Genomic DNA, 21,373 nt, shown 5'->3' with positions numbered 1-21,373 from the left:
TCATTTTATTAGTCATGTAGGTTTAACCAAACTATTCAAATTTTTCAAAATCGCCCGGCACCCACGAGTTATCCAGTGCTTTTTCGGTTGGGCCATATAAACGTAGAATAGCGAAATAGCCTTTACCCGGAACCGTTTTTAGCCAATTTTTAGTTTTGCCCTCCGGTGCTTTTGGACCTACGTACAAATCAGTAGAGCCGTCTGCATTTTGTACCGGTTTATCTTTTGAACCAAGTGATGGGAAAGGTTGTCCATTAGCATAACCAGAAGCGTTTTCTGCTTCGTATAAAGTAAGCGACCAGAAATTAGCAACCGGAACATTTGCAGGAAGTGTTACTTTGTATGTTGTAGAAGGATTAAGGTATTTGCCTTCTTTATCGCGGAAACCTACCACATATTTAGCACCTTTACCCGGCGTTTGTGATGCCATTCCAGGACTCCAAGAATAATAATCCGTAAAGAACCATATACGTGTATCAAGATCCATATATCCTCCTTCTTTACGTTTCCAGTCCAACTCTTTCGTAAAAGGGCCTGAAATATTATCGCGAGTAGCGCCAGTCATTGGATTTACCCATTGGCGATCAGGATACATTAAAAACGAACGTCCACTAACTTTGTTGCTCATACCTACTACACGACTCATTCTATAAGCGGCTTTGGTCGCTTTATCAAGAATATCCTTAGTATGCTGATCAGGATTAAAAGGCTGTCCTTTTACAATGCCTAATGAAGCCAACATTCCTAGCCAGTCTGCTGAACCAACGTTTGCAGAATCTTCTGTATCAACAAGATGTTTTAATTGTTCGAATGCTGAAAAATCACGAGCAGGAAGCATATTCGCCTTTACACCCGAAGCATCCGGAAATTTCATTGGCAATGCACTGCTTTCTTTACCCAAAGGATAAATTTTAGATTTCTCTACCAAAGAAACTGCAGGTGTCAATTCGGTAGGCAATTCATAAAAAGAACGAAGGAAAATAAATAGATTATTAGTTTGCGAACGATACACAAAATAACCTGAAGGTACGGTTCCTTTGTAATTTGGTGGCAATATCAAAAATTTACCTCCTTTACCCGCATCTGGACCAAAAAAGCCAAGATCTCCAAAATATTTGCCTCCATCTACCGGAATTGGACGTTGCCAAAAATCCAGTAAAATTCCTTGCAACATGGGCGGTGCTTCAAAAACTATTGGTCCATCTTTACCCAGATCAACATAACTCATTGCATAAATAACATCAGAGTTTGGTGTTGTTACTAATGTGTTAGCATCCAATCGTTTTTTCCATATTGGCAAAACATTATAGCCTGCACCAAAGGTTTTTTCTGAACCTTCTTTCATACTAATTGTATTAATTAAAGGCAAAGCCCAAAGATACGTTTGGCAAGCGCGTTGAAACAATAATTCATCTGCTAGTGTTTTAGCTTGTTCGTCTGTTGGACGATTCTCTTCAAAAGACATATTGGCCAAATCATCAAATTTTGAACTTCCATCTGATGAAGTGGTTTGCGTTTCTGTAGTCTTATTTTCCTTGCGACCTATAAATATTGCAATTGATAATACTGCCAATACAATTTTCTTTTTCATAAGGTAACTTTTTAATATTTGCTAAATCATTTATTAAATTTTTGCAATAGCTGGCGGCGTCCATGTGCCTTTGGTAATTCCTTCTTTGCCCCAATACGCGCGGATATATAATGAAAATGTTCCACTTGGTGACGGAAGCCAATTACTTTCCTTATCAGCTCCAGGAGATACTGAGCTTACGTAAATCGTTAAAGAACCATCTGCGTTCTTTTTAAGGCCTTTGTTTTTTGTGCCTAGTGAATATCGGTTTATTTTATTTTTGGAAAATAAATGGTGCTCATTGTACAAAGTCAGCGACCAGAATCCCTGTACAGGAGGTTCTTCTCCCTTTGCAAACGTTACCGTATAATTATTCTTGCCGTCCAGCTGCGTTTTATCTGAAGCATTATCTGTGTAGAAATACTGTGTTTCATTTGGCCTGTTGTCAAACATGTTTGATTTGGCAGTTGCGGCTCTGTTGTAATAATCATAAGTTCCAGAACCTTCCCAATCAGCACTGTAATAGGAACGGTTCCAGCCGTTTCCGGCGACTACTCCGTTGTTTTTCCAAAGGAAGAAACTATGTATGATACTTTCTTCTGTTTTTTGAGCTGTTTTGACAAGTGCTTCTTTTATTGCTGGATCTGATTTTGTCGCCGCCAATAATTCTTTAAGCTGTGCATATAATTCTTCTTCACCTTTAAGCGGAGGCAAAATTTCTAAAACTTTTCCAAGTTCGTTATCATCAAAAAACTTTTCAGGAACAACCCATTTTGTTTCTTTTCCGTCAGAAGCTGGACCTTTTATAGATGGCAGATTTTTATATATAACAGTTTTCATTTTACCATCAAATTCAGCAACAGGATAAGCGACAATCTGATTTATAGTAGCCTGAATGGCTTGTTTATCTTCTTTTGAGTCATTTTGGAATACTCTCGGGATAATATTGGCTAATGTTGTTGGACATTTAACAACATCTGTAATTCCTTTAGGAGTTTCACCTTTCCAATTAGGTCCGGTTAACAGGTAAAATCCCGGTTTAGTGCCATAAGGTTTTCCCAATTGCCCAAACTGATTTGTTCTATGATCGTACATGGCATACACCCAAAAACGGTCTCCAAAATCTGGAACTTGAACGACTACAGGCTGTGAATCTAAATCGAAAAATCCAAGACCATAAACTACATCCTGATTGGGACAAGTAACAAACGTTTCGTCAGGCGTAATATAATCGTTAAGCATCGCCAATTGTCCCTGAGGAGCTACTGGCAAGACGCCATTTAAATAAGCTGGCTTAGGCGCTTGTGTTATGGCTGTGCGTCGGTTTAGCATATTTATCATAGGCCATGCCCAAACGTATGCAAACTCTCCTAGTTTTTGTGCGTATTCTACGCTCATTTTCTCCTTTTTGGAAGTACTAGAGAAAAGTCGTCGCCTGCTTCAGTATTCTTTATTTCTAAAGTAGTCGACACAACCGGTGTTGTTTCCTCTGTTTTAACCGTTTCTTCTTCGGACTTTTTTTGCATGAAGATGCTATTCCTACTGTTAATAAAAATAATACCGCTAATTGTAATGATTTTTTTCATGTCATGTTGTGATTAAATTATAATTCTATAACTGCAATCCTACTTTTATGGTTTAATTGCTAACTTGGCAAACGGTTTATATGCCTCTGGAATGATTATCAAGGATAAATAATGGTTATTTTTGTTTTATGCTTTCAATTATTGTAAAATAAAATTACTAAGGCATATTCTAAAATATTTAAAAAAGTGGTTGCATATTATAATTTGAAACATCAAAGCATTATGAAATGTAGCAACTTTCTGAGGTTCCCTGCAAAAGTGCTCGCAAAAAGTTAAGGTTAATTCAGTTTAAGCCAGCTTAAAAGATCAAAAAATAGATTCTTGGTTCAATCACCAACAAGACGGACATCCAAACCAAATTCACAAAGACAACAAAGACAGCCTATACTTCCAATAAGCCATATTTCTTCCTATCATCCATAAAAGATGTTGAAATTTGTCCTGTCGAGATCACAAAGCCAAATGGCTCCAATTGAAGACAATTGGAGCCATTTTTTCTATACAATATATTATCTTGTTTACTTTTTCCTTAGTTTTAATTAATGGTTCTGTCGCAGTACGCAAAATACTCTTGTCAGTTTTCCTAAAATATTAAAAAATCATATCCTAAATTATATCATTTTACGTATGATTCCTCCACCATAGTAATTTTTATATCATCTTCCTGCGACGAATTTAAAAAGTCGCCCGTCGCAAATGCTTCTCCAAGTGTCTTTACACCATTTGAAGTCGCTTTTCCAGATAAAATTCCGTTTACCGCCTCTACAACTAAGGGAGCAGTCACAGCATAAATATCTTGGCCTTGAGCCGAAATTCTTCTTTCTTCATTACCTTTTAAAGCAACGACTTCAAGACTAAATTGCTGTGAAGATCTGTTTTTTTCATCTATCGCTTTTGGCTCTGGCGTACTGTTGTTTCTAAGATCGTCTAAAGAGTTATGACTTAAATAGGTAGTAACCGTATTCACGTTTAAATGGTTCGAAATTGTAATGATTTCTGAAAGAGGCAGACTTACCACTTCTTTGTTGCCTATTGGTTTTTTAAAATTCCATTCTTTTGAAGGAGTTGGTTCAAGTTCTTGTAAGCGATTGTCTTTGAACGTTAATCTTTTGTAGTGATTTCGATCTCCTGTCAATCTCGTCCCTTTTGTAGGATGCCAGGAATCCAGGCCAATATAAACGTTGATTTCATCTGTATGCTCCCACTCTTTTGTTAATTGAGTCGCCAATACATCAGCCAATCCACCATAAAAGGTGTACCGCTGGAATGATTAAGATTTCTTTATTTTTGGCTTCTTCTGAAAATTCATCAATAATATCTAACACTGGTTTTTGTTCTGCCGATAAATCAATATAATGACTGCCAGATCTTAAAGTCGCTTTAATTATGGGCGCCGAAGTATCCAAATATGGACCAGCGACTGTTTATAATAATTTTGGTGTCTTTAAAAGCTTCATCTAATGATTTTGGATCATCTATATTTGCCACTCTTATTTCTGAATCCGGAAAAAACGGAAGCAAAGCGACCAATTTTTCCGAATCTCTTCCAGCAAGAATCAAATTTCTATAGCCTTGTCTGTAAAGTTCTGCTACAATAAATTTTCCTGTATGTCCATATGCTCCATAAATTGCAATAGTATTTTCCATAAATTATATTTTTTAGATATTATTCTATCAGATGATTAATAAATATTTGAAAAGTTGTTTTTTTATTGAACAAGCAATAAAGTATTTTGTGTCGTGATTAATTGCCGCATCGATTGTTTCAGGTGGTTGTTCATTTCATTGATCAATTTTTGTTTTAATTGATAGTCTTTTTCATTTTCAAAAGATGAAATAGAAACCAAAAGATTTTTGTCCTGAAAAACTGGAAGTCTGGGAAAATCATTTTCTTGCATTTCACTGACCCACAGTGTTGTATTTTTGATCTCTATGCTTTCTAAAAATGGTATATATTCAGTATTAAAAAGAGCAATTACTTTGTCCAGTGTACTGTTGCGGCTATAAAAATTCACCACAACAATTTTATGACTCGCGTCTAAGAAATTGGTAGAAATACTTGTGGCAAGTGGACGCGAGCAAATAAACGTTGTCTGAATTGATCATCATCTCATTGGCTCCTTTTCCAAAGTCTTTCCAAGTTTTACTGTCAACATAAAAATCATTTAAGAATTTTATTCTTGCTTCCATATTCTTAAAACCTCTAAACCATACAAATCTATCATTTACGCTGTCAATTTTAAATTGTCCCAAAGTAAAACCGCCAAGAATATGCATTGGAGCAACAAAATGAGCATTGAAGTACTTTTTAAACTCGTCTGTCATATTAGGCTTTAATAAATAATTACGAAGCTCTAATACTGTAATTTCTTGATTATTTGATTCTTGGGCGTTTGTCATAATTCTTAGTTCTTAAAATGATTAAAAGCGGAGCAAAAACAATCTATCACGAATGAAAATCAGAATCTGTTTAATAAAATATATTAATAATTCCTCTAACAAAGAAAACAATATAATATCTTTACCACAAGTACGTACAAAAAAGTACCCTACGTACCAAAACCATACTAATACTGAAAATCAGTATTTTAAAAATAAAAAAAATGGCAAAAAAATAAACGTAAAAGCGTATTGCCCAGTTGATTACGCATTTCAACGAATTGGAGGAAAATATAAAGGCCGAATTTTGTGGTCACTAAAAGATGACATCTTGCGCTATGGCGAACTAAAAAAAGCCATTGAAGGAATCACACCAAAAATGCTCACCCAAACTTTAAAAGAATTAGAAGCTGACGGATTGATTTTCAGAAAAGTATATCTCGAAGTACCGCCTCGAGTTGAATATTCGTTGTCTGAAACTGGCATTGAGTTAATTCCTTTCATCAACCAAATGAGTGCTTGGGCTGAAAAACAAATGGCTTTGATTCAGATTTAAAATGTAATAAAATAGCATTTGGATTTTGTATCGTATAGTCACAAAAAGAGACAACTAGTTGATAGTTGTCTCTTTTTTTACGAATAAATATGTAGATTTTTCAAGCCATTACAGCCTAACATTTTACTGCCCGATTTTTTTACAATATTTCAAATAAACAAACCATCGCAAAACTATCCGTACAGATTTTTTATTTCCGCCATAACAAAGGTACTCTGAGTGCTCCCTATGCTTTCCACAGATCCCAATTTATTAAATACAAAATCCTGATAATGCTTCATGTCTTTAGCTGAAACTTTCATTAAAAAATCATAATCTCCTGAGATATTATAACATTCCACTACTTCTTCTATTTTCATAATATCACTAACAAACTGATTTCCAATATTACGATCGTGTTGTTTAAGCTTGATATTACAGAAAACAATGAATCCTCTGTTTAATTTCTCTGCATCTAGAAGCGCTATGTACTTCTTAATATAACCATTGTTCTCCAATCTTTTAATACGCTCAAAAACGGGCGATGCAGAAAGATTTACCATTTTAGCAAGCTCTTTCACAGTGTATTTAGAATTATCGTGAAGTATATTTAATAACTTAAGATCAATATCGTCTATTTGTTCCATAGAATATTACTTTAAACAGGTTTAATTTATTTCTAAATTAGAATAAAATTCTTTAAACACAACTAAAAACAATACAAAAATCTTATTCTGCACCAATTAAAAATATAATAACCTGCACTTAAATTCATAAAACAAAAATCACACTTCTTTTCGGCGAGCCATACCCTGAGCGATGATGCTGGCGGCAATCAATTGCAAGGCATGGTAAAGCATTAATGGCAACAATACGATTCCGGTAATAGTACTATGCTGAAAGAGCACTTTTGACATAACAGTGCCGTGTACCAATGATTTTTTAGATCCGCAGAATAAGACCGTAATACGGTCTTCATCTGAAAAACCAAGCAAACGACTGAGTAGTCCAACACAAAAGAATACGGCAAAAAACAGCGCCATCATTCCTACAGCAAGTCCGGCAAGTTCAAGAGCGGTGAAACCTTCAAAAAGATGTTCGGAAAATGACTTACAAAACGACGTGTAAATAATCGTTAAAATAACTGCCTGATCGAAATATTTGAGCTGTTTCTTATATTTTTCGGCAATGGCACCAAAACGGGAATTGAGACTTATGCCAATGATGACAGGAAGCAAAACTTGAAGAATCAACTTTATGACGATAGTACTGACATCAAAATCGCCCGTTGCAGAAGCTATGAACAATCCAACCCAGAGCGGCTGTAACCACTACCCCTATCAAACTAGAAATACTCGCATTGAATATGGCCGCAGGAATGTTTCCCTTGGCGATCGAAACCATAACCACAGAAGAGGATACTGTGGACGGCAAAGTCGCCAGAAAAAATACACCCAACCAAAGCGACTCGAAACCGTTATTGACAAACAACGGGCGGAATGCCAAAACAAGGAGCGGAAAAAACAAAAAGGTTGTCAACTGAACAACAATGTGCATTTTCCAGTTGGAAAGTCCGGCTTTTAGTTTCTCAATACTCAGCCGCATCCCGTAAAACAAGAAAATCAAGGAAACGCCAGCATTTGCAATTTCCTCAAGCGAAACAGGTTCTTTGATCATTCCTGGCTTTGGCAAAAAATAAGCCAGCAGAATCATGGTGGCTATCATTAACAGGAAACCGTCGAAACCTGCTTTTTTTAATACTTCTAATAATTTCTTCAATTTGTTTTTAATATTATTCCTCCGTGGAGTTCAGATTATAAAAATATCTTACGCAGATAAGCTAGGAAAAAATCTTGGCAGATAGCGCGCATTAAACAGAAAGCTCTTTGCGAATAATTTCTGCTCCTGCGCTTAAAGCATTTAATTTACCGCTGGCTACGTTTCGGGACAAAGGAGCCATACCGCAGTTTGTAGAAGGATAAAGATTTTCGGCGTCTACAAACTCAAGAGCTTTACGCGCCGTATCAGCTACTTCTTCAGGTGTTTCGATAGTATTGGTTGCGACATCAATAGCTCCTACCATTACTTTTTTGCCGCGAACAAGTTCCATTAAATCTAAAGGCACATTAGAGTTGTGGCATTCTAATGACACCACATCAATTTTAGATTTTTGAATTTTCGGAAAAATTTCTTCGTATTGTCGCCACTCTGAACCTAATGTCTTTTTCCAATCAGTATTTGCTTGTATTCCATAACCATAACAAATATGAACCGCAGTTTGGCAATGTAAACCTTCAATGGCTCTTTCTAAGGTCGCCATTCCCCAATCGTTTACCTCATCAAAAAACACATTAAACGCAGGTTCATCAAACTGGATAATATCTACTCCTGCGTCTTGAAGTTCTCTTGCTTCTTCATTGAGTGCTTTCGCAAATTCCCATGCCAGTTTTTCGCGGCTTTTATAATGGTCATCGTACAAAGTATCTACCATTGTAAGCGGGCCTGGCAATGCCCATTTTATAGGCTTATTAGTCTGTTTGCGTAGAAATTTAGCATCCTCAACAAAAACTGCTTTCTGGCGTGCAACCTCACCTACAACCATAGGAACACTCGCATCATAACGGTTACGGATTTTTACGGTTTTACGATTTTCAAAATCTACACCACTTAAATGTTCAATAAAAGTCGTTACAAAATGCTGGCGTGTCTGCTCGCCGTCACAAATAATATCCAGACCTGCCGATTGCTGTTCCTGCAAAGAAATGCGAAGAGCATCCTGTTTTCCTTCAAGCAATTGCTCTCCTTCTAATTTCCAAGGTGACCAAAGTTTTTCCGGCGGTGCAAGCCAGGCAGGTTTGGGCAAACTTCCAACAATAGAGGTGGGTAATAATAATTTCTTCATGATAGTATAATTTTAATGCGTTGTAATCAATTAAAGGGTAAAATTGGCAGACCACTGCTCCAGAACATTTTTATAAGGCTTAATGAAATGCTCTTCTGCATATTTGCCTTGTTCAATAGCCAGTCGGCTACGTTCTTCACGGTCATATTCTACACGAGTGAGCGAATAATCTTCGTGTTTAAGACTAGGCTGGTAGATTTTCCCGGCCACTGAATTTGCATTGTAAATTTCGGGGCGATAAATCTTCTGGAAAGTCTCCATCGTACTGATTGAGCTGATTAGTCCAAGATCAGTATAATCAGCAAGTAGATCTCGGGAATGATAAAAAGCCATTGGTGCCAAACTGTTCGGAGGCATGAAAAAACGAACTTTTAAGCCCATTTTAGAGAAATATTCATCAGTGAGAGAATACTCGTTCTGCAGATATTCAAAGCCCAGAACTGGATGCTGATAGTCAGTGCGGGTATAAGTTTTATTGCTCGATACACTTAGACAAATGATCGGTGACATCTTAAAGTGCTCTTTATAAGTATCTGAGTTCACAAAGCACTTATAAAGTTTTCCGTGCAAATCACCAAAATTTTCAGGAATAGAAAAAGCGACTTTATTTTTATTGTGCTCGATCAATAAAACACTGAAATCATAATCCCGAACATAAGAAGAATAATTATTTCCAGCAATCCCTTCGATTTGCTGGCCAGTCTTACGGTCAATAATATTCGTTTTTAAAACTTCAATCATCGGTAGATCGTTACTGCCATTCTTATCATCAATACTCATCGTTACTGTGAGGATTTCAAGTTCCACATGATAACGATCCCCTTTTGGATTATCCAAATGAGCCAATGCATTGAATCGATTGTTAATCATATTTAAGGCATTGCGCAAGTTTTGTTGGCGATTAGCTCCTCTAGCCAAGTTTGCAAAATTGGTTGTCAAACGCGTTTTACTTGAAGGGTGATAATTTTCATCTAAACAAGTGGTTTTCAGCGTGAACACAAAATCATTCTTGATCGTATTCTCGGTGTTTGCAATATCCTGTTTTTCGTTTATTCTTAAATCTTCTTGTATTTTCGCTTTCATGATGACAAGGTTTAGTTTTTTTACCCTGCAAATTTGAAAATAAAAGATTTAATATTTTACAAAACTAAAAAATTAAGATAATTATACTTTTTTATATAACTTTTAAAGATTATTAATCTTTTTACAAATACAATAATAAAGGAAAACAGATAATTATTCTTTAGAGAACTCAAATATGACTGATTTGAAGTTTCTCATAGCAATTCAAGCCTCGAAAAAGAAAACAAATAAATTTATATTTGCCTAAATTTAAGATAGACATAGTAATGAATTTGATAGAAAATTTGAAATGGCGTTACGCCACAAAAGCTTACAATAACATTAAAGTAACAGAAGAAAAGATCGATCAGATCTTAGAGGCTATCAATCTTTCAGCATCTTCTTGTGGTCTGCAATCATATCGCGTTTTTGTTGTAAGCAATCCAGAAATCCAAAAGAAATTAGGTGCTGATTCGTATAATGGACAGATTAGTTCTTGCTCTCATTTGTTGGTTTTTGCCGCATTCAATGACATGACTTCAACTTACATTGACGATTACATCGCAATGACAGAAAAACAAAGAGGTCTTGAAACTGGCGCCCTATCAGGATTTAGAAATGGATTGCATGCCTATTTTGGATCTATTGATACAGAACAAAAAGCACTTTGGGCATCCAAACAGGCTTATATAGCACTAGGAACTGCACTAATTGCTCGCGGCAGAATTGAAAGTAGATGCCACTCCTATCGAAGGATTTAATGCCGATATTGTCGATGAAGTTTTGGGCTTGAAAGAGAAAGGGTCGCATTCTTCAGTTATCCTCGCTTTAGGATATCGCGATTTGGAAAAAGACTATATGGCAACTGTGAAAAAAGTTCGTTTGCCTATAGACGAAATGATAACTAAAGTTTATTAATAGCTACTAAATTTACAACTCAAAAATTTTGTGATTAATAATGCCGTTAAAAAATTTTCATAATACTCACAAAATTTTGATATAAATCATTCCTTGATCATTTTATAATTTTACTAAAAAACTAACTCGTTTTCTTCAGGCAAGTATGAGTAATTATTATAAACAGAAAAACTTCTCTATACGAGAAGTTTTTCTGTTTATAATAATAATTTAAGAGCAATTATCGCTTACGAGAATTATAAGCAACCGCTTTTGATTTCTGTTCCAAGTCAATAGTCACTTTTTGAAGCGTGCCAGTAAATTTATTATCCCAAGCTTTATAATCTTCTGTAACTGGAGTTGCGTCATCGCGTCCAATATCTGCAGTTTCATCAGTGCAGAAAATTACGGCGTGTGTTTTTGCAATATTGCCTTGGGCGACTTGTTTATCATTTATAAAAATAGACGCCACAGCACTTTTCCCCATTCCACCTCCACTGTAATCAAATTTGAGCTTTACAGTCACATTTCCTGCAGGAACTGATTCTTTAGAAGCGATAGTATATCTTTCTTTTCCAAGCCAATTATAATGAAATATTGGTTTTCCCCCTTTCATATATAATGACCAGCCTCCAAATCTTCCGCCTTGGCAAATAACTACACCATTGGCACTATTGGATTTATCTAGTTTTGCTGTAATCGTAAAAGAAGTATTTTTTACATTAATAAAGGCATTTTCAACCATACCGGGGGCACCATTATAAAGTGTCAATGAATTTCTTCCGGCCATAAGATCCGGTCTTCCGGCAAGTTTTGCATTTAATCGTTCAAACGACCTGTCGTCTATTGGCAAGACATGATATTTTTTTGCTTCAGACATAAACAGATCTTGAAGTTCTTTCAATTTCTCTGGATTTTTTTAGCGAGATCTGTAGACTCACTAAAGTCATCAAGAGTATTGTAAAGTTCCCATTTATCCTGATTTAATGGAACCGGTTTATCATAACTCCACGGTACTTTATGAAGTGCAACTGCGACCCAACCGTCATGATAAATCGCTCTCGATCCTGTAAGCTCAAAATATTGTGTATTATGCTTTTCTTTTGCTTTGCCGTCATTAAAAGAATAAACCATACTCACACCTTCTATGGGATGTTCTGTAATACCATTGACTGTTTTTGGTTGCGGAAGTCCGCTTGCTTCCAGTACAGTTGGCGCAATATCAATTATGTGTGTAAACTGGGTTCTTAAACCACCTTTTTCTTTTATGCCTTTTGGCCAATGCACAATCATTCCATTTCGAGTACCTCCAAAATTGGCGGCGATCTCTTTTGTCCAAGCAAAAGGCGCATCACCAGCTACTGCCCAAGTCGCTGAATAATGCGGAACACTATACGGACTCCCTTGCAAATCCAAATCCTTATAATATTCCTGAACCGTTGTTGGAGCGCCATTTAAGAATGCTAGTTCGCTTCCGCCTCCTAATCCTCCTTCTGGACTATCGCCATTATCTCCTAAAATGTAATAAACAATTGTGTTATCAGCAATTCCCATTTCTTCAAGCGATTCATAGACTTTTCCAACATAATAATCAGCATATTCGCCAAATGCCGCATAAATTTCCATTTGTCTGGCATACACTTTCTTTTCCATATCCGAAAGTTTATCCCAATCTTTAATATCTCGATGTTTGGTCGCTAATTTTGTATTTTGAGGAACAAGACCCATTTTTTTCTGTCTTTCAAGGGTTTGTTCTCTCATTTTATCCCAGCCCATATCAAATTTTCCTTTATATTTTGCAATCCATTCTTTCGGAACATGATGTGGCGTATGAGTTGCTCCCGGCGCAAAATAAACAAAAAACGGTTTATCTGGCGTCAACGCTTTTTGCGCTTTGATCCAATCGATAGCATGATTTGCTAAATCTGGCATAAGATGATAATTTGGGTCTTTTGGCGGATCGATTCGGGTTGTGCCATCAAAAAGCCCAGGATACCATTGATTGGTTTCGGCTCCCATAAAACCGTAGAATTTTTCAAAACCAGCTCCTGTCGGCCAACGATCAAAAGGACCAGATTCACTGATTTCCCAAGGCGCAGTTTCATGACATTTGCCAAATTGAGCTGTATTATAACCATTCAATTTTAAAATCTCTGCTAAAGGTGTAATATTTTGCGGACGTAAGCCCGTATTGCCTGGAAAAGCAGTTGCAGTTTCAGCAATTGTTCCCATGTTATTAGAATGATGATTTCGTCCTGTTAAAAGCGCAATTCGGCTTGGCGAACACAATCCAGTAGTATGAAAACGATTATAGCGAAGTCCAGACGCCGCCAGTTTTTCAGCAGTTGGCATTTGTACTGGCCCACCAAAGGCACTTGGCATCCCAAAGCCCATATCATCAATCAGAACAACCAAAACATTTGGTGCATTTTTAGGAGCTTCAGCTTTAAATGGTTTAGGAGGTTTAGCATCTCTTGCGTCGAGTTGATCATACTCAGGCATTTCTGGTTCTTTGATAGGAAGAACCGTTCTGTCTATTTCTTCGTTTGTTGCCGTTAAATTAGTTTCATTGTTTGTTGTGCTTTCTTTTTTGCATGCTGTCAGCACCACTATCATAAAACTAAAGCTGAGGAGAAGTTTTTTCATAGTATAAAGTTTTAAAAACAGATAAATTTACAATACTTGAAAAGACTAACTGAAAACATAACCACCTAACATGTTGCAAGTTACAAAATGAAACCATTTTTATAAATAACAATAAAAAATTAATATCACACTCCGCAATTGAATCATTCTTTTTGTTTAGAAATTAGTTCCAATATATCTGTATCTCCAACAAAGGCCAAATAAATAAAGATACTCTGTAGATGTTTTTATAAGAATTCGAAATATTCAAACTTTTAGTTCCTTCCAAAGGTTTGAAAATAAAATGATCAATCTTTCTGAATCCTGCGATTTTCCCTAATACTTATTTCTCTTCAATTTTGATGTTTCAAATTGTAATTTGAAACCATGTTTGGGGTTAAATACTGCAAAATTTTACTTTAATATTCTAATTTTAAAATCAGAAAAAAATTACTCGTAAAAGTAAAATGTCAAAATCATGAAAAATCTAACCTCTCTATTTGTTGTTGCTTTTTTAATATTTACTTCTTGTAAAAAAGATCATGCGACAGATAACCAAAGTAATGCAGACAAAGCCACTTCTACCGATTCGATAACGGCTATTACAAAAGAAGCTTGGATTTATGGCTATCCAATGTTTTATAACTATAAAACTATTTATTCAAGTGCAATTAATAAGCAAGCGAAAGAATATGTGGGGTTTAATAAATTCAAAAGTTTTTCTGAAAGTGCAACTCCAGCTGATACTTTGGTTGTTACCATCAACAACGATACACCTTATTCAATGGCCGCAATTGATGTTTCAAATGAGCCAGTAATTCTTGATGTTCCAAAAATTGAAGACAGCCGATATTATGTGATGCAGTTTGTAGATTTATATACCTTCAATTACGAATATGTGGGATCTAGGGCAACTGGAAATCAACCAGGAAAATACCTGATTGCCGGTCCGGATTGGAAAGGCGAAACACCAAAAGGCATTAATAAAGTTTTGCATTCAGAAACGAATTTGATTTTTCTTGTTGGACGCACACAACTTCACGATCCTTCCGATGTTCCTAATCTTAAAAGAATACAAGAGCAATACAAATTAATTCCGTTGCATCTATTTACAAATCAGCCGGCTCCAGCAGTTAAAAAATATAATATGCCACTTCCTGAATGGAAAGAAAGCGATTATACTTCTCCGCAATTTATTAATGTCTTAAATTCTTTATTACAATACACCAATATCGACGACAGCGAAAAAGAACTTAGAACTCGTTTTGCAAAAATAGGAATTGAACCCGGCGTTCCGTTTGACAGTTCTAAATATCCACCTGAAACGATTAAAGCAATAGAAAAAGGAATTGCAGAAGCAAAACAGGAATTAGATGCTAAAGTAAACGGCGTGAAAGATGCTGGAAGTCTTTTTGGCACACGAAAAGAATTAAACAACAACTATCTCAACCGCGCGATTGCAAGCAATTGCAGGATTGTACGGAAACACAAAAATAGAAGCAGTTTATACAGGAAGTATTGTTGACACTAATAAACAAACACTTTTGGGCGATAAAAATTATGTGTTGAAGTTTAAGAAAAATGAACTTCCTGAAGCAAAATATTTTTGGAGCGTTACGATGTATAATTTGCCTAAGCGCTTCCTTGTACCAAATAAAATCAACAGATATTCAATTGGAAACAAAACCAAAGGATTGAAATATGAAGCAAACGGAGATCTGATTATTTACATGCAGAAAGATTCTCCAGGAAAAGACAAAGAAAGCAATTGGCTTCCGACTCCGCAAAAAGGACCATTTATGTTTGTTATGAGAATTTACGGGCCACAGCCTGATGTAATTAATAATGTTTGGAAAATGCCTTTACCAGAAATGGTGAAATAAATAATATAATTGACATCTATACAAATCATCCAGCTTTAAAATATTTTAAAACTGGATGATTTTATTTTTTACTGCCGAGCTGTCCACCATATTTAAATTATCGTTCAATTCTTTTGTTTACTGAAAATGAACAGATAATAAAAAAACAGAATTCATTAGGAACACTGATTTTCCTCATTAACGAAGAAAGAAATCTCCAAATAATTTAATCTGCGCCACCATCGACGCTATCAAAAGTTTCTCGTTCCTTAGGTCGGATGCTGTATTTGACTGAAACCATTGGTCCGTAATAAACGTCAAATTGAGTTCCGTTTGTGCGCAACTGCATCTGGCCAATTATTCCAGCCAGAAAGTGAATATTTGGCGTAATTCCTGCTGTATAATAGACCGATAATCTGAAGATATCAAAATGTTCTTCGGCATAATCTTTCTTGGCAAACTTTAGCATCAATTCAGTGTAATAACCAATATTCGGCGCTAGAAACAGAGGTTTTTCCTTGCTTTGACGAAGATAATGATTCACTCCAAATCTTGCCCTTATTCGAGGAATTACCTGTTGCTGGCCAGTTCTGTCATCAAAAAATTTAGTTTCAAAACGCAACTGCTCAAAAAGCGATCCTTTCGGCATTTCTTGCGTATAAGTTCCCATGACAATTAATCTGTTTTCAAGGGTTTCGTAATTCCCCATTTCTTCTAAATTATATTTTTGATTATGGGCATAGCCAAGCCACAACTTCATATTCTTAAAACCTGAAAATACAATCCATGGTCTTATAACTTTACGTTGCGTATATTCAAACGGATTAGAACTATCATAAGTTCCCTGCGTTACCAATTGAAAATCGACCTGGCCGCTTAAATGCCATTTATCATATATTGGAAAAGCGATATCTCCTTCTGAAATAGAAGCTGGAATAAACCCCATAGTATATGGCGCATCTTGTTGTGCATATATAATTGATTCGCAAATAATACAAAGCAGTATTGTAATTGCCTTTTTAACTTTACTCATCTATTTTCTAATTTACATTTTATATAGCATTCATTTTATTGTCTAGGTGACAACTTGAATACTTCGAAACAGACCTCTTATAATTTGAAATAAAAATGACCTGCAAGTAATATTGTCTGTCAATTTTCAATCACTTAGGGACAGACTATATTTTATAAAATTCATATCCACTAAATTAAATCTAATGCTTAAAATAAAATTTCTAAAAATGTTGCAAATTATAATCTGAAACAAAGTTATAATAATGAGGATAGAATAAATTTCGGAGCCGTTGGTACATACAATCAGATTGATTTACATTGCTAAAATAAAAACATAGTATTTAAAAAAGCATTGAAAACCAACTATATGTTAACGTCATCCACATCCACATGATGAATAAAATACCCGATCGCGCCGATTTGCAATCCTTGCCCCCAACAGTAAGACACAAAACAAATCATCAAAACAAAAGTTACACAAATTAACGTGTTTTTTTAAATTTACAAAGTGAACTAACCAATCTTTGTGGGCACGGATTGCAAATCCGCACTATCGTTGCGGAGATAAAACTGCGGTATTAGGTTTCATTCGGAAATTAATTTTTCCAAGTACTCATCCTTTTTATTTTCCCATTCTATATCTTGATTATCTTGCGGGATTTCAAACATTTCTAGAATTCTGTCAATTTCATTCTTTTTTCTTTTGAAATATTCAGTGGCGGTTTCTATTTTACTAAAGAATTCTGTGTGAAATAATAGGCCATATATTCCAAATGTAACAGCAAAAGGAATATTTCCAGCATTGGCTTCAACCGTTATTCTCGCACCATTTATATTTTCTTGATCATTTAAAATCTTGCCTCCTTCAGAACCTTTCTTTCCTATTGAATTGCCATTTTCGTATTTAATCCAACTTTCGGTTAATTCAATTTCTACATTCAGAACTTCTTCTGGCGTTGATTTTCTGAATATTCTTTTTATAAATTCTTTCACTTTAGTTTTTTTAGTCACACAAATTAACGTGTTTTTTTAAATTTACAAAAAGAACTAACCAATCTTTGCGGGCACGGATTGCAAATCCGCGCTATCGTGCAATAAAATAAAAAAACCAGTGAATCAACTTCACTGGTTTTGTATTTATTAGTTATAAATCATCAGCTATTTTAAGATGATTTATAGAACCTAATTTATTTTGTAATGCCAAACATCATGACCAATTTATCGTTCAGATAAAAATTAAGCGTTTGGTCGGCTACATCAAGACGCAGGTCTTTGCTATTTAAATAAGATACTATTTTTTGTTCTGTTTTATTTCCTTCACCAATACATGCCATTCTTGTAGTCGCTATTTTATCAAAAGAAATACGATCACCATTCGTTTCATAAGTTCCAAAGAAGTTGTTGCAACCTGTATTGCCGCTCACTTTCTTTTCTGCTGGATTAAACTTAATAGAAGCTTTTCCGTAATCTTGCCCAACGTTTTCAAGTGCAATTAGTTTCCAATTGTTTTTTGCAATAAAACTCCACAATTGGTCTTGAGTTGGAATAGAAAATTCCATCACCACTTTGTTCTTCGCATTTTTGAACTGTACTGTATTGTTCTTCTTTACAATTTTGAACTTTTTATTGGTTATCGCGACGTTAAACTCTTGTTCTAATTTCATGCTTTCGTCGTCGCAAGCCATTAAAGTTCCCATAGGAGAATTGGTCTTGATTTGATTTTTTGAAGAAAGCTTCGTGTATTTTACATTAAAATTATTGCACCCGTTTTTACCGCTTATTGTGCCCGTTTCATCATTAATTGTAATAAATGCTTTTCCGCTGTTTATCTTTTTTCCGTTTAATTGGGTCAAGATCATTTTGGTATTATAAATTCCTTTTTCTTTGCTTACAGGCGTTTTAGAAATTATGCTTTTCAGTTTATATTGGTATGCAGAAGCATCAGCCGGAATAGGTTCTTGCCTTTTTGTTCTTGTTACCAATATCTCATATCGATTTCCTTTTTCAAAATTAAAACCTTCAATATGATCATAAAACAACTGCCAATCTTTGTCATTATCATACTTTACCTGCAGACATTCCATTGGGCCAACACCCTGACATGGCACTTTACTTTCTTTCACAAACATTTTTAAACTTTCCTGACCATATGTAAATGTTGATAATAACACTACCACAAAAACATACATACATTTAAATCTTTTCATTTATTTTAATTTTTTTAGAACACCGATTAAGCGCTCAGATTATTCAATGATTTTTTTGCAGGCAGGAATTGTGCCACTTTAAAATAGAGAATGTTTTTAACTTTTTTTATTAGCACTAAAATCCGTTTTTTCTTTGATAAACAAATTGCTAAACATTGACAATCAGTTTGTTTGTTCAATAAGAACAAAAAATCTTCTTTATATTACATTTAAGGATGTTTTAGTAAGATTTTTAAATATTTTAGACAAAACTACCATCGTAGTAATACGCGGATTTATAATCCGCGGCATCGTTGCGGAGATAAATCTACGATCGGATAACAAAAAAGCAAAGTCCCATTTCATTAGAAATGGGACTTTTTTAACTATTTATTTCTTTGTATCAAATACCTTATAAAACACAAAAAGAATCCCCAACCAAACAGGAATTAATTCAACGGATAACTTCATATTCGTCATCCACATGATGGCTAAAATACCCAATAAAAATGCAAAACAGATGTAATTGCTTACTGGATAGAATATAGAAGCAAACTTCGTTTTTGTGTTTTCTTTGTCTTTTGCACGTCTAAATTGCAGGTGCGTATATGAAATCATAACCCAATTAATCACTAAGCAAGACACTACTAAAGACATTAAAATACTAAAAGCTTCTTCTGGCATTATTTTATTTATTAAAATACAGATCGCGGCAAAACAGGAAGAAATTAAAATGGCATTAATTGGCACCGAATGCTTGTTTAGCTTCTTTAAAAACTTTGGAGCATTGCCTTGATCCGCCAAACCAAACAACATACGTGAGTTGCTATAAACACTACTGTTATACACCGATAATGCGGCTGTCAATACAATCAAATTAAGCACATTGGCGATAAGGCTTGTAAAGAATATTTTGTGGCCAAAAAGCTCAAATTCCATTCCGTTTAAATTTTGGAAAACCATCACAAATGGACTGCTGTCTGTCGTAATTTGTCTCCAAGGCGATAAAGCAAATAAAATTACCAATGCACCCACATAAAATATCAGGATTCTATAAATAACCTGATTGGTTGCTTTTGGAATATTTTTTTCTGGGTTTTCTGCTTCGGTCGCCGTAATTCCAATTAGTTCTAAACCACCAAAAGAGAACATAATCAGCGCCATTGCCGACAATAAACCTTGAAAATCTCCAGTTGCAGTTTTTTCAAAGATGCCTTTTGGAAAGAATCCGCCATCATTATACAAATTATGAATTGTAGCATGTTCTCCTCCTGTACCGCTTATTAACAAATAAGTTCCAAAAAGAATCATAGCAATAATTGCCACAACTTTTATGATTGAAAACCAAAATTCAGTTTCTCCGTACACTTTTACAGAGGCAAAATTCAAAGCATTAATAACCAGAAAGAAAAATAAGCTGGATGCCCACAACGGAATTTCAGGCCACCAAAACTGCACATAAACTCCAATCGCTGTAAGCTCAGCCATACTAACTAGAATATACAAAATCCAATAATTCCAACCTGATGCAAAACCGGCAAAAGAACCGCAATATTTATAGGCAAAATAACTAAAACTTCCTGACACAGGTTCTTCAACAACCATTTCGCCAAGTTGTCTCATAATAAAAAAGCGATAATTCCGGCAATAGCATATCCTAAAATAACAGAAGGTCCTGCTAATACGGCGACTGGTCCAATACCAAGAAAAAGTCCTGTTCCTATAGAACCTCCTAAGGCTATTAATTGAATATGTCGATTAGTTAGTCCGCGTTTAAGCTGATTTTCTTCTACAGCATCTTGATTTTTTTCACAGATTAGATTTTTAGATGAGTTAAATGTACTCAGAAATGTATAAACAGCGAAGATAAGTTAAAAAAGGAATCGTCAAAGCATCGTTTTTTCATAATCTTTATAAAAAACAAACCCCTTAAATGTTTTTTAAGGGGTTTTCTCCGTAGTTGTATTTTTATACAAAATTTAGTTTTTACTGCTTATTTTTTAGATTGCCAAAATCTGTCTTTTCCTTCTGCAATCCATTCTAAAGATTGGGCAATTCTTTTATTTCTCGTTTCGTCTGTCTTTGCATCTGCAATCCAAATGATATAATTTTTACGGAAAGATGGCGACTTGCTTTCAAAAATTTCGGTTGCTTTGCCGTCTTTTGCTAATGCGTCAATAAATTCTTTAGGCGCTACAACTTCTGCAGATGATTTTTCTTTTACAGGTTTGGGTTTGGCTGTACCATTTTCATTTAAAACCATTGCTTCTTTAATATAGGCAACTAATTTTTCTTTAGTTGGCAATTCAGACACATCTTTAATTTTGTCCATATAGCCAAACTTTTTGCCAGTCGCAACACTTGTTTGTATATCCTTGTCTTTCATTAATTCTGCTTTGTACAAACTAAAAGAACAATGCTGTTTAAAACCGCCCATCATAACTAAATGATCGCCTTTATAAGAATAATGCGGTGTTCCCCATTTAATATTTTCTTCAACTTCTGGACAGGTACTAAAAATTATTTCACGTAAATTATTAAGAATAGGTTTTGCAAAATCGGCCATTTTTTCAATGTATGCCGTAACGTCTTTGTTATAATTTTCCATTGACTGAAGAATTTAATTTGTGATATTTAGCTAAATAGTAATCCTTATTCGAAGTTAAAACAAATCGCATTAAATACGATTATTCTGATTGTTTAAATTATTGCAATTTCGCCTAACAGTCATAAATATAATATAACCTGGATTTTT

21 protein-coding genes and 2 pseudogenes are annotated in these 21,373 nt (G+C 35.0%); 5 read left to right on the top strand and 18 right to left on the bottom strand.

Annotation, left to right across the window (positions count from 1 at the left end; all coding sequences use genetic code 11):
* Positions 1-31 precede the first annotated feature (31 nt).
* The 7 genes from ACQ9BO_RS15140 to ACQ9BO_RS15110 all read right to left on the bottom strand — a co-directional run bounded on the left by ACQ9BO_RS15140 (position 32) and on the right by ACQ9BO_RS15110 (position 5,556).
* A complete protein-coding gene (locus ACQ9BO_RS15140) occupies positions 32-1,591 on the bottom strand; it encodes a DUF1254 domain-containing protein (RefSeq protein ID WP_431241420.1) in 1,560 nt (519 codons plus the stop codon).
* Positions 1,592-1,624: 33 nt separating this feature from the next.
* Positions 1,625-2,968 carry a DUF1254 domain-containing protein gene (locus ACQ9BO_RS15135; protein ID WP_431241419.1) on the bottom strand — a complete coding sequence of 448 codons (1,344 nt, stop codon included), beginning with the start codon at positions 2,966-2,968 and terminating at the stop codon, positions 1,625-1,627.
* 804 nt (positions 2,969-3,772) lie between these two features.
* Positions 3,773-4,384, bottom strand: coding sequence for a hypothetical protein (locus ACQ9BO_RS15130; RefSeq protein WP_431241418.1), 612 nt, complete (start codon positions 4,382-4,384; stop codon positions 3,773-3,775).
* 4 nt (positions 4,385-4,388) lie between these two features.
* A complete protein-coding gene (locus ACQ9BO_RS15125; RefSeq protein ID WP_431241417.1) occupies positions 4,389-4,562 on the bottom strand; it encodes a hypothetical protein in 174 nt (57 codons plus the stop codon).
* Positions 4,537-4,803, bottom strand: a complete 267-nt coding sequence (locus ACQ9BO_RS15120) for a hypothetical protein (protein WP_431241416.1) — start codon at positions 4,801-4,803, stop codon at positions 4,537-4,539. Before ACQ9BO_RS15120 ends, ACQ9BO_RS15125 begins: the two co-directional genes overlap by 26 nt.
* 62 nt (positions 4,804-4,865) lie before the next feature.
* Complete coding sequence (locus ACQ9BO_RS15115) at positions 4,866-5,171, bottom strand: hypothetical protein (protein WP_431241415.1); 306 nt, start codon at positions 5,169-5,171, stop codon at positions 4,866-4,868.
* Positions 5,172-5,181: 10 nt separating this feature from the next.
* A complete protein-coding gene (locus tag ACQ9BO_RS15110) occupies positions 5,182-5,556 on the bottom strand; it encodes a hypothetical protein (protein WP_431241414.1) in 375 nt (124 codons plus the stop codon).
* 52 nt (positions 5,557-5,608) lie between these two features.
* Here ACQ9BO_RS15110 and ACQ9BO_RS15105 point away from each other — a divergent pair, with 52 nt between their 5' ends.
* Positions 5,609-6,091, top strand: coding sequence for a winged helix-turn-helix transcriptional regulator (locus ACQ9BO_RS15105; protein ID WP_431241413.1), 483 nt, complete (start codon positions 5,609-5,611; stop codon positions 6,089-6,091).
* A gap of 173 nt (positions 6,092-6,264) precedes the next feature.
* On the opposite strand, the gene ACQ9BO_RS15100 is transcribed toward ACQ9BO_RS15105, so the two are convergent.
* The 4 genes and pseudogenes from ACQ9BO_RS15100 to ACQ9BO_RS15085 all read right to left on the bottom strand — a co-directional run bounded on the left by ACQ9BO_RS15100 (position 6,265) and on the right by ACQ9BO_RS15085 (position 10,055).
* Complete coding sequence (locus ACQ9BO_RS15100; RefSeq protein WP_431241412.1) at positions 6,265-6,717, bottom strand: Lrp/AsnC family transcriptional regulator; 453 nt, start codon at positions 6,715-6,717, stop codon at positions 6,265-6,267.
* Positions 6,718-6,855: 138 nt separating this feature from the next.
* Positions 6,856-7,795, bottom strand: a pseudogene (locus ACQ9BO_RS15095) (bile acid:sodium symporter family protein).
* A gap of 145 nt (positions 7,796-7,940) precedes the next feature.
* Entirely contained in the window at positions 7,941-8,972 is a 1,032-nt protein-coding gene (locus ACQ9BO_RS15090; RefSeq protein WP_431241411.1) for a methionine synthase, read from the bottom strand.
* Positions 8,973-9,002: 30 nt separating this feature from the next.
* Complete coding sequence (locus ACQ9BO_RS15085) at positions 9,003-10,055, bottom strand: DUF1852 domain-containing protein (RefSeq protein ID WP_431241410.1); 1,053 nt, start codon at positions 10,053-10,055, stop codon at positions 9,003-9,005.
* 266 nt (positions 10,056-10,321) lie between these two features.
* On the opposite strand from ACQ9BO_RS15085, the gene ACQ9BO_RS15080 reads away from it, so the two are divergent.
* Positions 10,322-10,795, top strand: coding sequence for a nitroreductase family protein (locus ACQ9BO_RS15080; protein WP_431241409.1), 474 nt, complete (start codon positions 10,322-10,324; stop codon positions 10,793-10,795).
* Positions 10,761-10,952 (top strand): hypothetical protein, encoded by a 192-nt coding sequence (locus tag ACQ9BO_RS15075; RefSeq protein WP_431241408.1) that lies wholly within the window; start codon positions 10,761-10,763, stop codon positions 10,950-10,952. The genes ACQ9BO_RS15080 and ACQ9BO_RS15075 overlap by 35 nt, the downstream gene beginning before the upstream one ends.
* A 220-nt stretch (positions 10,953-11,172) precedes the next feature.
* On the opposite strand, the gene ACQ9BO_RS15070 is transcribed toward ACQ9BO_RS15075, so the two are convergent.
* Positions 11,173-11,835: a hypothetical protein gene (locus ACQ9BO_RS15070; RefSeq protein ID WP_431241407.1), complete on the bottom strand. Its 663-nt coding sequence runs from the start codon at positions 11,833-11,835 to the stop codon at positions 11,173-11,175.
* Positions 11,832-13,577: an arylsulfatase gene (locus ACQ9BO_RS15065; RefSeq protein ID WP_431241406.1), complete on the bottom strand. Its 1,746-nt coding sequence runs from the start codon at positions 13,575-13,577 to the stop codon at positions 11,832-11,834. The genes ACQ9BO_RS15070 and ACQ9BO_RS15065 overlap by 4 nt, the downstream gene beginning before the upstream one ends.
* A gap of 457 nt (positions 13,578-14,034) precedes the next feature.
* Here ACQ9BO_RS15065 and ACQ9BO_RS15060 point away from each other — a divergent pair, with 457 nt between their 5' ends.
* Positions 14,035-15,081, top strand: a complete 1,047-nt coding sequence (locus ACQ9BO_RS15060; protein WP_431241405.1) for a DUF1254 domain-containing protein — start codon at positions 14,035-14,037, stop codon at positions 15,079-15,081.
* Complete coding sequence (locus tag ACQ9BO_RS15055) at positions 15,014-15,439, top strand: DUF1214 domain-containing protein (RefSeq protein WP_431241404.1); 426 nt, start codon at positions 15,014-15,016, stop codon at positions 15,437-15,439. The genes ACQ9BO_RS15060 and ACQ9BO_RS15055 overlap by 68 nt, the downstream gene beginning before the upstream one ends.
* A gap of 205 nt (positions 15,440-15,644) precedes the next feature.
* Here the strand turns inward: ACQ9BO_RS15055 and ACQ9BO_RS15050 are convergent, their stop codons facing one another.
* From ACQ9BO_RS15050 to ACQ9BO_RS15030, 5 genes and pseudogenes are all read right to left on the bottom strand, one after another.
* Positions 15,645-16,451, bottom strand: coding sequence for a DUF2490 domain-containing protein (locus tag ACQ9BO_RS15050; protein ID WP_431241403.1), 807 nt, complete (start codon positions 16,449-16,451; stop codon positions 15,645-15,647).
* Positions 16,452-17,017: 566 nt separating this feature from the next.
* On the bottom strand, positions 17,018-17,425 hold the full coding sequence (locus ACQ9BO_RS15045; protein ID WP_431241402.1) for a hypothetical protein: 408 nt from the start codon (positions 17,423-17,425) through the stop codon (positions 17,018-17,020).
* Positions 17,426-17,619: 194 nt separating this feature from the next.
* On the bottom strand, positions 17,620-18,639 hold the full coding sequence (locus ACQ9BO_RS15040; RefSeq protein ID WP_431241401.1) for an META domain-containing protein: 1,020 nt from the start codon (positions 18,637-18,639) through the stop codon (positions 17,620-17,622).
* A 369-nt stretch (positions 18,640-19,008) separates the two neighbouring features.
* Positions 19,009-20,435: pseudogene (locus ACQ9BO_RS15035) on the bottom strand (amino acid permease).
* A 176-nt stretch (positions 20,436-20,611) separates the two neighbouring features.
* Positions 20,612-21,226 (bottom strand): YdeI/OmpD-associated family protein, encoded by a 615-nt coding sequence (locus tag ACQ9BO_RS15030; RefSeq protein ID WP_431241400.1) that lies wholly within the window; start codon positions 21,224-21,226, stop codon positions 20,612-20,614.
* Positions 21,227-21,373 lie beyond the last annotated feature (147 nt).

This window comes from Flavobacterium sp. P21 (genome assembly GCF_050632225.1).
GTDB lineage: Bacteria > Bacteroidota > Bacteroidia > Flavobacteriales > Flavobacteriaceae > Flavobacterium.
This window is presented reverse-complemented; position numbering and strand designations above follow the sequence as displayed.